13 protein-coding genes are annotated in these 13,956 nt (G+C 59.2%); 8 read left to right on the top strand and 5 right to left on the bottom strand.

From position 1 onward, the window contains the following. Positions 1 to 55 precede the first annotated feature (55 nt). Positions 56 to 439 carry a nuclear transport factor 2 family protein gene (locus AB4O23_RS18530; RefSeq protein WP_010656555.1) on the bottom strand — a complete coding sequence of 128 codons (384 nt, stop codon included), beginning with the start codon at positions 437 to 439 and terminating at the stop codon, positions 56 to 58. A gap of 10 nt (positions 440 to 449) precedes the next feature. After that, positions 450 to 1,088 (bottom strand): TVP38/TMEM64 family protein, encoded by a 639-nt coding sequence (locus tag AB4O23_RS18525; RefSeq protein ID WP_460060238.1) that lies wholly within the window; start codon positions 1,086 to 1,088, stop codon positions 450 to 452. A gap of 210 nt (positions 1,089 to 1,298) precedes the next feature. On the opposite strand from AB4O23_RS18525, the gene AB4O23_RS18520 reads away from it, so the two are divergent. From AB4O23_RS18520 to AB4O23_RS18510, 3 genes are read left to right on the top strand one after another with little or no spacing between them, the layout of a single operon-like run. Then, complete coding sequence (locus AB4O23_RS18520; RefSeq protein WP_189654367.1) at positions 1,299 to 1,646, top strand: hypothetical protein; 348 nt, start codon at positions 1,299 to 1,301, stop codon at positions 1,644 to 1,646. 7 nt (positions 1,647 to 1,653) lie between these two features. Continuing rightward, positions 1,654 to 1,800, top strand: a complete 147-nt coding sequence (locus AB4O23_RS18515) for a hypothetical protein (RefSeq protein WP_189654366.1) — start codon at positions 1,654 to 1,656, stop codon at positions 1,798 to 1,800. Positions 1,801 to 1,817: 17 nt separating this feature from the next. Further along, positions 1,818 to 2,234: a hypothetical protein gene (locus AB4O23_RS18510; protein ID WP_460150223.1), complete on the top strand. Its 417-nt coding sequence runs from the start codon at positions 1,818 to 1,820 to the stop codon at positions 2,232 to 2,234. Positions 2,235 to 2,447: 213 nt separating this feature from the next. Here AB4O23_RS18510 and AB4O23_RS18505 read toward each other — a convergent pair whose 3' ends face one another. Next, the gene (locus AB4O23_RS18505) at positions 2,448 to 3,362 is read right to left on the bottom strand and encodes a LysR family transcriptional regulator (protein ID WP_010210548.1); all 915 of its coding nucleotides are present in this window, start codon (positions 3,360 to 3,362) and stop codon (positions 2,448 to 2,450) included. 268 nt (positions 3,363 to 3,630) lie between these two features. On the opposite strand from AB4O23_RS18505, the gene AB4O23_RS18500 reads away from it, so the two are divergent. The 4 genes from AB4O23_RS18500 to pgm all read left to right on the top strand — a co-directional run bounded on the left by AB4O23_RS18500 (position 3,631) and on the right by pgm (position 9,922). Further along, a complete protein-coding gene (locus tag AB4O23_RS18500; protein ID WP_460069374.1) occupies positions 3,631 to 4,653 on the top strand; it encodes a zinc-dependent alcohol dehydrogenase family protein in 1,023 nt (340 codons plus the stop codon). A gap of 704 nt (positions 4,654 to 5,357) precedes the next feature. Further along, positions 5,358 to 6,776 carry a hypothetical protein gene (locus AB4O23_RS18495; protein ID WP_065879109.1) on the top strand — a complete coding sequence of 473 codons (1,419 nt, stop codon included), beginning with the start codon at positions 5,358 to 5,360 and terminating at the stop codon, positions 6,774 to 6,776. Next, positions 6,773 to 8,179, top strand: coding sequence for an aminotransferase-like domain-containing protein (locus AB4O23_RS18490; protein ID WP_017530623.1), 1,407 nt, complete (start codon positions 6,773 to 6,775; stop codon positions 8,177 to 8,179). The genes AB4O23_RS18495 and AB4O23_RS18490 overlap by 4 nt, the downstream gene beginning before the upstream one ends. A 96-nt stretch (positions 8,180 to 8,275) precedes the next feature. Then, a complete protein-coding gene (pgm, locus tag AB4O23_RS18485) occupies positions 8,276 to 9,922 on the top strand; it encodes a phosphoglucomutase (alpha-D-glucose-1,6-bisphosphate-dependent) (RefSeq protein WP_065879108.1) in 1,647 nt (548 codons plus the stop codon). A 117-nt stretch (positions 9,923 to 10,039) separates the two neighbouring features. On the opposite strand, the gene AB4O23_RS18480 is transcribed toward pgm, so the two are convergent. Then, on the bottom strand, positions 10,040 to 10,735 hold the full coding sequence (locus AB4O23_RS18480; protein ID WP_017530625.1) for a pirin family protein: 696 nt from the start codon (positions 10,733 to 10,735) through the stop codon (positions 10,040 to 10,042). Positions 10,736 to 10,952: 217 nt separating this feature from the next. Between AB4O23_RS18480 and AB4O23_RS18475 the strand changes: the two genes are divergently transcribed. Then, positions 10,953 to 13,400 carry a UvrD-helicase domain-containing protein gene (locus AB4O23_RS18475; protein ID WP_223497009.1) on the top strand — a complete coding sequence of 816 codons (2,448 nt, stop codon included), beginning with the start codon at positions 10,953 to 10,955 and terminating at the stop codon, positions 13,398 to 13,400. Between the two features lie 65 nt (positions 13,401 to 13,465). Here AB4O23_RS18475 and AB4O23_RS18470 read toward each other — a convergent pair whose 3' ends face one another. Then, positions 13,466 to 13,738 (bottom strand): DUF1652 domain-containing protein, encoded by a 273-nt coding sequence (locus AB4O23_RS18470; RefSeq protein ID WP_003174017.1) that lies wholly within the window; start codon positions 13,736 to 13,738, stop codon positions 13,466 to 13,468. Positions 13,739 to 13,956 lie beyond the last annotated feature (218 nt).

Below are 13,956 nucleotides of genomic sequence, written 5' to 3'. Positions count from 1 at the left end.
GTCAAACCCCTTTGCATGGTTTTGGCGCCAACAGGGCGCGGTTCAAACGGCTGGGTTAAGGAGCAACGTGGGTGTGGTAGATCTTGCTGATGACAGTCCACTTTCCGTCAACCTTCAGCAAGTTGAAGAAATCGGTGAAGCAGAAGCCGGAGATGTCGTTGGTATCGATACGTGCGCTGGCAGCGGTGCCTACGATATCGACGTTGACGATGGCGCCTTTGGCTTCCGGTGAGGGACGGAAGGCGCTGTCGATGATGTCGAACAGACCCTGGATCGGGCCTCCGGTCAGCTTGCCTTCGCCATCTACACCAAAGATGGTGGCCTGCTCGCTGAAGGCAGGTTTCATGAGGCTGCTTTTGGCTTGCTTGCCACCTTCGTTGTAGTGGTTCAGCACCGTGACGATGGCGTTGTAGTCTTCGACGTAAGTTGGGTTGCTCATGGTGTAACTCCTAGTTTGAAGAGGGTTGAAGAAGGGCTTGGTTGATCGCTTTGCGTGCATATCTGGCGACGGTCAGTAAGGCTATCAATGCAACGACCAGACCCGTCCAAGTCATCATTTGAGTCGATCGATTGGTCGTTACCTCGCCACTGATTATCTGTGCGACATCAGCCGCCAGAGAGCCCAAGTACGCATACAGAAATGTTCCAGGAAACAGGCCGATCCAAGTCGCCAGGAGGAAATCTCGACGGGCGATTCGGCTGGCTCCGAGTCCATAGCTCAGCGGAGCGAACGGCACGATGGACGCTAGGCGTAAGAGAAAAACAATTCGAAAACCTCCTGACTCGATTGCGTGGTCGACCGCCGCTGATGTGGGGCTTTTCGCCAGGCGTCGTTTGACCCAAGGGCGCAGAAGCGATCTGCCCAAGGCAAATGCGACCGCTGCAGACAGCAAGCCAGCGGGCGAGATGAGCAGCGTTCCCCCCATCGGGCCGTACAAAAAACCGGCGAGCGCCGTAAGCATCGAGGCGGGTACGAAGGCGACAGTGCCCACCACAAATATCGCGGCATACAGCGCAATCCCGACGACTGCGAGCGAGCGAATAATCTCGGTCCACTGGGCGACGCTGTGTACGGCCAGGTCTATCACGTTGCCTACCCGATTCATTCAGTTTGTGGGAATGCTTCCCGTCCAGCGCATCACTGAAAGCCACTTAATTAGCGATCGCTACATATTGCGTGCATTTTATAGTGATCACTACAGTTAGTGTCAAGACATTTGCTTTCGGTGTTGGTGGGGGCGAAGTGGGCGTTCGACGGTGCTTTGCAACCAATTCCTGATGCCCTGCGGGAGAACACCATGACGCCAAGGTTTTACGCACAGGACACCTGTTTCTACAGCTCCATGGGCACCTACAGTTTTGAGGACAGGTGCGAGATGACTAAGGCGGTGGGTTATGACGCCACCTATCTTTCAATCTGCGATGGACGCAACTGGGCAGCTGTCCAGCAATTGAACAGCGTCAAGGAGCGTCACGACATTGAGGTAGCGGGCATCTATGTGGTGCTCAACCTGCGCCTTGGCGCAGAGGCGGAGCAGAACGCGGGCATTTATCAGATGCTGAAAGTGGCACCTCCACGCTCCACCGTCGAATTGGTGATTAAAACCGCGGGGGATTTCGCGCGTTCGGACCCAGGTGGGCGATGAGCCTGTGGTGCGTTTGTTGGCCGAAGCCTTGTCTATCGCACAGCAGAGCAATATAGGCATCCTGATCTACTCGCATTTGCTGCACTGGAGCGAAAAGCACGACGACGCCCTGCGCATTTCTGAGCGACTCAATCACCCCAACCTGGGCCGCTGATTCACGCCAGTGTCAATATGATCACCTTCGGCCACGCGGAGTTTGCCCAGCTAATCCTGGAGGTGTTTGCCCTTTTGCAAGACCGGGCTTTGCTGCGCGGCCTCAGCCGCAAGAAACTCATCGTGAACGCGCGCAGCGCCGGGATAATCATCTCACTGGAGCCGGTCTACGCCATGGCTCACGCGTGGTGGTGGCTCCATGGAGCGCCGTCATATCGGATGTTGACAGGAGCGGTGTTGACAGGAGCGGTGTTGATTGTGCTGTCGATTGTGTTGTCGGCACAGAGTGCGGGGGAATCGCGTAGGACCAATAGCGGAGCGGCTACTTTACTCACCTATGGTGATCTCGCCACGTCTTGTGATAATCAGGGTAGGGCAGATCACAGGTGCTTCCTGTTTTTCAAAAAACTCTCAGGATTCCCACAGATATGTTGAAAGCCTCAGGCCGGTCTATCGATTTGCAGAGACTCCGATCGGAACTGCCCTTATCAATAGCCTGTTTGGCCTTAGGCTGGGGGCATCCTTTTCGAAGCATCCAATGCATGCCCTCAAATGTGCCCCCAATGTAGCAATCCACTGGAAGTGAATGGAGCTCCATGGTTGGTGGAAAGGCAGAAATGATCAGCCGAACAGCCTGCCAGCCGACGCCTAAAGACTCTCAGGATCGCCAAAAAACATCTGAATCCGCGACCTCAACCACCGCTCCCCCGGATCATTGTCCTGCGAGCCGCGCCACGCCATGTGCAGTTCAAAGCTGCGCACCGGCAATGGCGGGTCTTCGGCGCGCAAGCCGCCTGCCGAGGTCAGTGCTTCAGCGGCGTAGTCCGGCACGGTGGCCAGGATGTCCGTGCCTGCGAGCAGCGTGCCTAACCCATTGAACTGCGGTACGGCCAGTACCACGTGGCGTTTGCGATCGAGTTTTTCCAGCTCTTCGTCGATAAAGCCGCTCAAGTCACCGGCAAACGACACCAGGGCATGAGGGCGGGCGCAGAAGTCGTCCAGGCTCAAGGAGCCGGGCACGCTGTCGGCGCGCAGCAGTTTGGGCAGGCTGCGGCGCAGTACTTTGCGCTTGGCGTTGGCCGGCAGGTCGGCGGTGTAGCTGACGCCGATGGAGATTTCGCCGGAGGCCAGCAGGCCCGGCATCAGGATGTAGTTGACGCGGCGCACCACCAGCACAATGCCGGGGGCTTCCGCGCGCAGGCGTTTGAGCAGTTGAGGCAGCAGGGCGAATTCAACGTCATCGGACAGGCCAATGCGAAACACCGCAGTGCTGGTAGCAGGGTCGAACTCGGCGGCGCGGCTGACGGCGGTGGAGATCGAGTCCAGGGCCGGGGAGAGCAGGGCGAAGATCTCTACGGCGCGGGCCGACGGTTCCATGCTGCGGCCGGTGCGCACAAACAGCGGGTCATCGAACAACCCGCGCAGGCGTGACAGCGCCGCGCTGATGGCCGGCTGACCGAGGAAGAGTTTCTCGGCGGCGCGGGTCACGCTGCGCTCGTGCATCAAGGTTTCGAATACGATCAAGAGGTTAAGGTCGACACGACGCAGGTCGTTACGGTTCATCTTGTGTCCTGGAAGAGTCAGCGAACTTGACGAGAGCGGTCATATAGGAACAATGCCCGGCGTGAATCTTACGGGGAAAGGCTGGTACTCTGCACCGGCTAATTGAGTTTTCCTACAGGTCAATGGAGTTTTCCCACGACGCCTGAGGTCTATTCCTCACATGCGGAATCAATGACAGACATGTCGACTATTAACGGCGACCGGTGGCCTTACCTGGAAAGCCCAGATAGAGTTCATGGCATTAGAGGTTACTTTGGCGAGGTTTGCGATGTCCCGCACGATTCGTTTTCACAAGTTTGGTCCGGCCGAGGTGCTCAAGTGCGAAGAGCATGCAGCCGCACAGCCCGCGCCGGGCGAAGTGCAGGTGCGTGTCGAAGCGATTGGCATCAGCTGGTATGACATTTTGTGGCGCCAGAACCTGGCGTCTTCCCATGCACGTCTTCCTTCTGGCTTGGGCCATGAAATGGCCGGGGTCGTGGTAGCCCTGGGTGACGGCGTGGATGATCTGGCCGTGGGCGATAAAGTGGCCAGTTTTCCGGCCGAGAGCCCCAACGATTACCCGGTGTATGGCGAACAGATCGTCCTGCCCCGTTCGGCCCTGACCCGCTACCCGGACGTCTTGAGTCCGATTCAAGCGAGTGTGCATTACACACCGCTGTTGATTGCCTACTTTGCTTATATGGACTTGGCCCGGGTCAAACCGGCGCAATTTGCGCTGGTCACCGACGCCAGTCATTGCGCCGGTCCTTCGTTCGTACAACTGGGCAAAGCCCTGGGTGTGCGGGTGATCGCGGCGACCAAAAACAGTGACGAGCGTGAATACCTGCTGTCTCTCGGTGCGGAGAAGGTCATCGTCACCGAAGAACAGGACCTGCTGATGCAAATCAACAAGTTCACCGACAACCGCGGCGTTGATGTGGTGTTCGATGGCTTGGGTGGCCCGCAGATGTCGCTGCTCGGCGATGTGCTGGCTCCGCGCGGCAGCCTGGTGCTGTATGGCCTGCAGGGCGGTAACCAGACACCCTTCCCGGCGTGCGCGGCGTTCCAGAAGAATATTCAGTTCTTTGTGCACTGCATCGGTAATTTCACCGGAAAACCGGAACTGGGCATCATCCAGGACCAGGTTGCACTGCAACGTGCGTTGCGTGATATCAACCAGTTGACCGCTGACCGTGTGCTTGTGCCGCTGAAAACTACCGTGTTTCCGTTCAGCCAATTCGTCGAAGCGCACCGCTATATGGACGAATGCCCGTGCCGCGAGCGTGTGGCATTGCAGGTTGAAGCTGTTTGAGCTGTAGGAGTATTCGCAAATGAATGCTCCAGTCTCTCAACGAATGGGGCAAATGCGCCATTTGTCAGGGCTTAACCTGCGGGCGCCATAAGGTACCGTTCGGCGCATTAGCCCCCTGAATCCTGCTCTTGGTCCCTGACGCCGCGCTGAATCACAGCGCGGCGTTGTTGTGTGTGCGCTTTTTATGCAGCCACGCCTGTTCATCTGCACTGGTTTTTGGCCAAGTTCTGTATCTATTAATCATTATTCCAGCACTGATAATTACGCCTTCACTTTCATCTCAAGGATTGAGCAATGATTGATTCAATGACGCGGTCACCGCTAGTTATTCGAACTCTAGGCAGGGCTTCTGCGTGCGCAGCGCATAGGTGTTTCTATAAAAAGTCGCTAGCCCCTATATCGAAAAGTTGTTTTTAATGCTTTGTCGGAAGCTTCTTTAAAACGCTGGCTAAAACACTGTAGGAAACTGTAGGAATGGTCTTAAGGGTATTGGGAGTATTAAATTATTTCATAAATATCAGCAGCTTGTGTGCGTGTGCTGGCTACTGGATGCTGGCCAAAGCCCCAGGGATTTGGCAACAGGCTGCTAGTGTTTATTTATCGACGCACGAGGCAATGCGCGATTTTCCCAAACGCAAAATAAGTCGAGCACGCACTGTCCAGCAGTTGCTTGAAACTGATCTTTCAACTCAGGTAGTAGAACTATGAGCACTATTCACGAGCAGGCGATGAACCATGTTTACCAACAAGTTCTGCAGCGTTTGATTGGGCACTTCAGTCGCTCCGGGCGAACGGCACTCCAGTTATTGGTACAGCGCATCGTTGTGGCGGCAGGGGGCATGGAGCAGGTGGGGGATTTCAAAATACTGTTGGCCCATGGCGGGGGTGAAGTCAGCAGCTACACCCTGGCGCTGTTGCGCGCCGCCCAGTTGACCATTGCCGGGCGTGCGCCCCGTACCTTTCACCTGCGGGTCGCAACGCTGCGTCATACGGGCATCACGGAAAGCCAATTGGACACCCTCAATCGGGGCTATGGCCGTTTGTTCCTCCACGACGACCCGCGCGTGGAGTTGTTAATGGTGGAAAACCACGAGGTACAACCCTTCAATCACCTGCGCCCGGCCTCACCAGTGGCCCGAGACATCAGCCGGCGCGCCAGGTTGTTGATCGGGCACCTGAGTTCCGGCGACTGCCGCGCCATGCTGTGCAACGACACATACCTGGCCCTTGGAGACTTCTATCAGCGTGTCACCACCTGCAATGGCGGCGTTCATGCGCTGGTCAGCGGTGACTCCCCGCGCAAGCAAGGCCAGTTTCTCGCCTGGCTCAAGAAAGCCGCCGTGGGCGCCGGTATGCCGATAGCCAAAGGCCGCGCGCTATCGCTCAACGCATTGTTCGCCCGAATGGAGGAGTGGAGCAGCGGTTATTACCGTGATGCATTCGGCGACCACTATGTCGCCCATGACGATCCCAGCAAGGCCAGCCACCGCCACCTCGCCTACATCGGTGTGGCAGACCTGCTGGAGGACGTCGACCTGGGCTCATCGTCCTTGTTGACTGAGTTCATGGCCTACACCCCCGACCCGCTGGGTTTTCACTTCACGCACCCGGCTTATTCCAACCCGCTGTTGATGGCCCATTTGCGCGGGCTGCAGGCTGAGTGCCTGCGGGATCTGGACTACGCCGAGGGCGTCGAAGATTTTATCCAGCAGGCAACGCCGTACATGCTTGGCCTGCATATGCCCCAAGAACTGCTCGCCCAGGCCGGCACGGCTGAAGGGCGCTTGCTCTCAAGCACTTTTGCCGAGTCATTCTTCGGCCTGGATGAAACCCAACTGATCTGCCTGTTGTTTTCGCCGTTCATTCATCATGGCGAGCGCCTGGAAAGCTATTTGCGCCAGTGCCATCCGGGCATGCTGGTGGCGCTGCCGGAACTGCACAAGGTGCTTCAGGGCAAGCCGTCCGCCGATATGCTGCAACAGTGGGTCACGGACACCAGCGGCGTGCCCTTGCCGTTGTTGCAGCACCTGTATCGCAAACGTCCCCTTGTCGACGTCCATGGCGCACGGCGTGCCCCTGCAACCCACGGCGCCGTCCTGGCCGTGCATTCGTCCGGGCAATGACCCTGCGCGGCGAGCGTCAGGCGGACTTCGCGTATCAGGCGGTCTACCGCTACATGATTACCCTGATCAACGAGGTCAGTACTGATACCCGCGTAAAGCTGCCGTCATTGCGGCAGTTGGCCGGGCGCCTGAACGTGTCGATCTCGACGATCCAGTACGCCTATGCGTTGCTGGAAAAAGAAGGCCGTGTGTATTCGGTGGCCAAGTCCGGTTATTACGCCTGGCCCATGTCTGCCAACCCCTCGGCGTGGGCGGGTGGGGATTTGCTCGACCGCCTCTACGCGGCAGCCCGACGCCCCGGCATGGCCGTGCTCAGTGGCGATGAGCCCGCGTTGCTGGCCTCACTGGACACAGCCCTGCTGCGCCTGGAACGCGAACTGGTGCGCCAGTACCCGAAAAACTTGCAGCCCTGGTCCCAGCCGTACGGGGTCTGGGAATTACGGGCCGCATTGGCCGCACGTTACACCTCGTCGCCCACCCACTGCTGGCACGCCGACAATGTGTACATCGGTGCCGACCTGCGCGGCGTGCTGGACATCCTGATTGAAGTGCTGGGCCTGCGGGGCAGCACGGTCATCGTGGAGTCACCTTGTGACTGGCTCATCCTGCGCCTGTTCCAGGACGCAGGGGTGCGCATCCTTGAGTTGCCCTGGACACCCGAGGGTAGCCTGGACCGCCCGACCCTGGAGCGGCTGCTGCGCGACGAAGCGGTGCACCTGGTGATGTTCTCTTCCACGGTCAGCTTGCCTTCGGGGGTGACGATGTCGCTCTACGAGCGGCTGGAAGTGGCGCGGCTGCTGAGCCAACACGATTGCTGGCTGCTGGAAAACGACACCTTCGGCCGGCTGAGTTTCGATACGTCCCACACGGCGTTGCGCGATCTGGTGAACCCTGACCGGGTGATCGTGTTCTCTTCATTCGAAAAACTGCTCGGCTCGGAAGCCCCCTATGGTTTTTTGCTGGCGCGGCGCCTGGGCGTTGAGTTGCAGCGTCAATTCCTGTTGCGCTCATTTCGCTTGTCGTCGATTCGCCAACGTGCCATCGCCCGCTTACATCAAAGCGGGCGTTTCGATCAGCACCTGCGCACGCTGCGCCAACAGCTCGGCGAACAAGCGGTGCGGATGAGCCTGCGCCTGGAGCAACAGTTGGGAGGGCAGGTGAGTTTTCGAATGCCGGCGGCTGGGGCGGCGTTCTGGCTGGCCTCCACGCGTGCCGTGGATATGCGCCAGGTATTCCAGCGTTTGCTGGTACAGCAAGTGGTGGTTGCACCCGGTGAGCTGTTCAGCGTCAGCGGCTTGCATCACCAGAACCTGCGCGTGAGCCACACCTTCCATGGGCACCCTAATCTGGACATTGCCCTGGCGGCATTGAGCGACGCCTTGCGCCAGGCGCAGACTGGGTGAAATTTCTATTTGTGTTGTAGGATCGATACCGTCGCGCAGTAGTCCAACTCTCAGTAAACTGCCATTTTTCCACATCCTTCTTTCCGAGGTTTATGCATGACAATCAGTCCTTTTGCGGGCAAACCGGCGCCGGCCCAGTTGCTGGTGGATATCCCGCGACTGGTCACGGCCTACTACACCGGCCAGCCTGATGCAGCGATCTCCACCCAGCGCGTGGCCTTCGGTACGTCCGGGCACCGTGGCAGCTCGTTCGAGCTGAGCTTCAACGAATGGCACGTGCTGGCCATCAGCCAGGCGATCTGCCTGTATCGCGAAGCCCAAGGCATCAACGGGCCGCTGTTTGTCGGCCTGGACACCCACGCACTGTCGACGCCGGCCGGCGCCAGCGCCCTGGAAGTCCTGGCAGCCAACGGTGTGCATGTGATGCTCGCCGAAGGTGATGAATACACGCCGACCCCGGCAATTTCCCACGCCATTATTTGCTACAACCGTGGCCGTACCAGCGGCCTGGCCGACGGCATTGTCATCACGCCGTCCCACAACCCGCCGCAAAGTGGCGGCTACAAGTACAACCCGCCCAACGGCGGCCCGGCCGATACCCATGTGACCAAGTGGATCGAGGCCAAGGCCAACGAGCTGCTCGCCAACAAGCTGGCCGGGGTGAAGCGCATCTCCCATGCCCAGGCGCTCAAGGCCGACACAACCCACCGTCACGACTACCTCAATACCTACGTGGCGGACCTGGTCAACGTGATCGATATGGACGCGATCCGCAGCGCCGATCTGCGCCTGGGCGTCGACCCATTGGGCGGAGCAGGGGTGCGCTACTGGTCGGCGATTGCCGAGCATTACCGCCTGAACCTGGAGGTGGTGAATACCGAAGTCGATGCCACCTTCCGCTTTATGAGCGTTGACTGGGACGGTCAGATCCGCATGGACCCGTCCTCCAGCTATGCCATGCAGGGGTTGATCGGCCTCAAGGAGCGCTTCGACGTCGCCTTCGCCTGCGATCCGGACCACGACCGCCACGGCATTGTCACCCCGTCCGGCGGCCTGTTGGCGCCGAACAATTACTTGGCGGTGTCCATCGACTACCTGTTCCAGAACCGTCCTGACTGGCGCGCCGATGCGGCCGTGGGCAAGACCGTGGTCAGCAGCGGCCTGATCGATCGGGTGGCGGCCCGCATCGGCCGCCGTCTGTATGAAGTGCCGGTGGGCTTCAAGTGGTTTGCCGACGGCTTGTTCGAAGGTTCGTTGGGTTTCGGTGGGGAAGAAAGCGCCGGCGCGTCGTTCCTGCGTAAAGACGGCAGCGTGTGGAGCACCGACAAGGACGGCTTGATCCCGGCGCTGCTGGCGGCGGAAATGACCTCGCGCAAAGGCCAGGACCCAAGCCAGATCTACCGTGGCCTGACCGACGCCCTGGGCGAACCGTTCGCCATTCGTGTGGACGCCAAGGCCACGCCCGCGCAGAAAGCCTTGCTGGGTAAACTGTCGCCGGAGCAGGTGACCTCCACCGAACTCGCCGGGGAAGGCATCCAGCAGATCCTCAGCCACGCGCCGGGCAATAACCAGGCGATTGGCGGTTTGAAGGTGATGACCGAAAACGGCTGGTTTGCCGCACGGCCATCGGGCACCGAGGATATCTACAAGATCTACGCCGAAAGCTTTATTGGCGAAGATCACCTCAAGCAATTGGTGCAAGAGGCGCAAGTGCTGGTAGATGGCGCAATCAGCTCCAACTGACACAGTTGTAAAAAATGTGGGAGGGGCTTGCTCCCGATAGCGGTGCGACAGTTATTCAATCAGCTGACTGACACACCGCTATCGGGAGCAGGTCGCACCGTCCCTCCCACCTTTCGATCAGGCCAGATCGACCAATACGATCTCGCTGTCCTCAAGCGCCGTCACCCGCAACACCTGCTCATCCTCGACCGCCACGCCGTCTCGCGCCTGCGCACGCACGCCATTGACGTCAATCACACCCGTGGCCGGTACCAGATAGGCACGGCGGCCGCTGTCGAGTCGGTACTCAGCACTTTCGCCCGCCTTCAAATTGGCCGCCACCAGGCGCGCATCAGCACGAATGCGCAGGCTTTCGCTGTCACCGACCTTGCCGCTGGCCAGGGTCACAAAGCCCTCGCGCTCACCTTTGGGAAACGGCTTGGCTCCCCATGACGGCGGCAGCCCGGCTTCGTTGGGAATAATCCAGATCTGGAAAATCTTGGTCGGCGTGGCTTCCAGGTTGTATTCACTGTGGGCGATCCCGGTACCCGCGCTCATCACCTGCACATCACCGGCTTCGGTACGGCCTTTATTGCCCAGGTTGTCGGCGTGGCTGATCGCGCCTTCGCGCACATAGGTGATGATCTCCATGTCACGGTGCGGGTGCTGTGGAAAGCCGGTGCCTGGCGCGATGATGTCGTCGTTCCACACACGCAGGTTGCCCCAGTGCATGCGCTTGGGGTCGTGGTATTCGGCGAACGAGAAGTGATGATGAGCGTCAAGCCAGCCATGATGGGCGCCGCCCAGGGATTTGAAAGGTCGAAGTTCGAGCATGATTGCCTCCTGTTGATGACGGCATCATCCGTCAGCCCAACATCGATAAAAAGCGTAAAAAATGCCTGATTCCTATCAGCTAAATTGATTGGTTTGCGCTGCTTTGACTTTCAGTTCATCGCCTAACTGCATGACGCCACAGCAATTGGCTGGAACTGCGCGGCGTTTCCGGCGACCATGGCGCACCTGTCAAACCCAGCTCATCGCAGGAGTCCGCGTGCCGCAACACAAGCCTGATCTGCCCCCTGAACTGCGCCCACTGGCACAAATGCCGCTGTTGAAACGCCTCGCCGCCCGTTTGTTTGGCCACGGCCTGACCCGCTTGCGCGCACAGCACCGGTTTTCGTGGTTGCACGGGCAAGCCGATGGGTTTCGCAGTGGTCACGAAGCCGGCGTGGAGTATGGCTATCGCGAAGGCAAGGCCGATGGCATCGAAGAGGGCCGACAAGTCCTGTTGATTCGTGATTTCCGCCCGGATGAGCACCGAGCCCCCGGCATCGACGACAGCCTGTTCGACGATTGGCGGTTGCCCCTGACCGCCGACCTGAAAAAACGTCTCAAGGCCGACGTGGCGCGGTTGCTGCCGGCCCATGCCCAGCCCAGCGCGGCGCAATGGAAGATGATTTTCAGCGATACGCCTTCGACATCCGTCATTGCCGGGGCCGGGGCCGGTAAATCAACCTCGCTGGTACTGCGCATTTTGCTGCTCACCCATTATCTGGGCTTCGAGCTGAGCTCAATGACGGTGGTGACCTTTACCCGCGAGGCACGCAAGGACTTCATCCACAAGCTCATGCAAATGATGAGCTTGTGGGGCCAACCGCTTGATATGAAAGATGCCCAGGCGGTAGTGCGTACCTTTCACTCGCGCATCCTGCCGATGGTGCGCAGCCTGCCGGGCTTTGAGCGCCTGCAAGCGTTCGAAAACCTCAGTTCCGGCTTCGAAGACGCCGATAGCAACCCCTTCGACCTGCGCATCAATGACGCCCAGCGTCAGCAGATGAACGCCTGTTATCACCGGTTGCAGGGCGAGCACCCGCGTTTCAGCGAGCTGATCGCACCGCTGGCTCGTCAGGGCCTGCAGCTAAAGGAGCTGGAGCGTGACCATCCGGATGTACAGAAACGTGCGGCGGTCACCGAACTGGCGGCCAAGCGCGATGAAGAGCTGTGCGATGTGATCGAGGACCTGTGGTTCCGCGCCGGCGCCTGGCCGATCAAGGGGATTGAGCCCAACCGTCAGACCGTGGAGGTCAATGGCGCACAGTTTCACTGCCACGGCTATATCCCCGAATTGGATGCCTGGGTGGTGCTGGGCTTTGATCCACGGGAAAACCCTCAGCTCAGCCGACCGAATGCCAAGCTGTCGGTACGCGCGGAATGGGCGGTAAAGCGCACCCTGTTTCAAGCTTTCTGTCGTAAGCCGCTGATTTGGTTCGAGAGTTATGAATCATCCGGCCGTCTTGCGAGCGGCCTGGCGGGAGATGCCAGCGCCGGGCCGGGCTTTGATTACAAGGTCAAAGGTGAGTTGGCCAGCGCACCGTTGCTCGACAGCTTTGTCATGGCGGCCGGCTTCATTGAGAACCTCGGCCTGGACGTGCCCACCGCCGTGGGCCGGATGAGCTTTGCCAAAGACGATCCGGACCGCTTCTTCTTCGAGGCCCTGAGCATTTTCTGGAAGGCCCTGGAAGATCACTTGCTCGACCAATCGCCGCCGATCATGACGTATAACCGCATGTTCTCGTTATTTGGCGAAAACACCCCGGAAAACCTCAAGTTGCTCAGCGATCCGTTGCTGCGCCCCTTGTCGCACCTGATGATCGACGAGTTCCAGGACGTGTCGCCGCAGATCGTCTCGTGGCTGCGGGCCAGCTTGCGCGAAATCCGTAGCCGGGGCCCGGCGATGCACGTGGGGCGTGGCGCACAGCATTCTTCGCTGCTGTGCGTCGGGGATGACTGGCAGTCGATCTATGGCTGGCGCGGCAGTTCGCCGAAATACTTCATGCAATTCAACACGGAATTCCCCGCACCGAGTACCACCCGCGTAATGCTCGGCGAGAACTACCGCAGCCATCAGCACATCATTGATGCAGCCGAGCATATTGTGCGGGCCGCCCCGGCGATTCCCGGCAAGAAGGCCAAGGCCAGCGGCACGCCCAAGGCGCTGGAGCCGGTCAAAGTGTTTGCGCGTGATGACGCAGCGCTGGGCCGTCGATTGCTGGAGCACTACCAAAAGGGTGATTCGATATTAATGCTGTATCGAAAAAGCAGCGATAAGCTGTTGATTCAAGAGCATATTCAGTCAGTAGTTAATGTGGATTCCAGCTTGCCGCCTCAAGCGCGCAGGCTCAAGCAATTGACCTACCACAGCGCCAAGGGGCTGCAGGCCGATGCGGTCTTTCTGCTTGGGGATTGCCAGCACGTGACCCGTTCGCCCTACAAGAATCAGGTGTATCGCATGGCGGGTCTGGGCAAGGACGGCGACAGCGAGCCGTATGACACGGCGCAACAGGACGAGGTGCTGCGCCTGGCCTACGTCGGCATTACCCGGGCCGTCAGCCAGTGCTACTGGTATGTGGAAAAGCCCGAAGGCCAGGCTGTGAATGTGCCCAGGGCTTCGGAACGGGTCGATGGAAAAAAGGCATTTTTCGATGACCAGCGCGGCTGAAAGCCGCACCGGCTCTACTGTGGGAGCAACTGTCCGGATGAGGTGTGGGCGTTCCCGCCTTCACCTCACGCCCGCAACGACAACGGCGGTACAAAGGACGCCAGCTCGTCTTCCACCGCTTCAATGATGCGCTCCACATCGGCGGCATTCATCACCGTGGCACAGGGGATGCCGGCGATGGCAATCAGGGTTTCGCCGCTGGCGCGGTCGAACAGGCGGGCGACCATACTGCCGGGCGCGTCCATGCTGCCCTCGAAGCCCATCGGATGGAAATGCCAGCGCATCAACTGGCAGGCGTTGGGGAACGTCACTTTGTTCATGTTGCCCACCTTGTTCATTGAGCGCTTCCTTTAGCTCGCGGCAGGGAGCCATGACCGTCAGTGGTCGTGGCGTCGGAGCTTTAAAAATAGCATTCGTTCGCAAACGCGAGTCGAGTTTTTTTGCCCCGTTCGGCGGTTGTTTTGCATAAGGTTGATGCAGGTCAAGCCCTGCTCAGGATTGGGCACAGTGCCATTACTCTGCGGTCGCAATTGGCCGTTGTCGGCACTGTGGAATT

Source organism: Pseudomonas sp. H2_A10 (assembly GCF_054680085.1).
Note: the sequence above shows the minus strand (reverse complement) of the source record. Positions and strands in the feature narration are given on the sequence as shown.

Excerpts from the sequence above, each read along its gene's own strand:
- AB4O23_RS18530 (WP_010656555.1), bottom strand. The coding sequence starts at position 439 with ATGAGCAACCCAACTTACGTCGAAGACTACAACGCCATCGTCACGGTG.
- AB4O23_RS18520 (WP_189654367.1), top strand. The coding sequence starts at position 1,299 with ATGACGCCAAGGTTTTACGCACAGGACACCTGTTTCTACAGCTCCATG.
- AB4O23_RS18510 (WP_460150223.1), top strand. The coding sequence starts at position 1,818 with ATGATCACCTTCGGCCACGCGGAGTTTGCCCAGCTAATCCTGGAGGTG.
- AB4O23_RS18505 (WP_010210548.1), bottom strand. The coding sequence starts at position 3,362 with ATGAACCGTAACGACCTGCGTCGTGTCGACCTTAACCTCTTGATCGTA.
- AB4O23_RS18500 (WP_460069374.1), top strand. The coding sequence starts at position 3,631 with ATGTCCCGCACGATTCGTTTTCACAAGTTTGGTCCGGCCGAGGTGCTC.
- AB4O23_RS18495 (WP_065879109.1), top strand. The coding sequence starts at position 5,358 with ATGAGCACTATTCACGAGCAGGCGATGAACCATGTTTACCAACAAGTT.
- AB4O23_RS18490 (WP_017530623.1), top strand. The coding sequence starts at position 6,773 with ATGACCCTGCGCGGCGAGCGTCAGGCGGACTTCGCGTATCAGGCGGTC.
- pgm (WP_065879108.1), top strand. The coding sequence starts at position 8,276 with ATGACAATCAGTCCTTTTGCGGGCAAACCGGCGCCGGCCCAGTTGCTG.
- AB4O23_RS18480 (WP_017530625.1), bottom strand. The coding sequence starts at position 10,735 with ATGCTCGAACTTCGACCTTTCAAATCCCTGGGCGGCGCCCATCATGGC.
- AB4O23_RS18470 (WP_003174017.1), bottom strand. The coding sequence starts at position 13,738 with ATGAACAAGGTGGGCAACATGAACAAAGTGACGTTCCCCAACGCCTGC.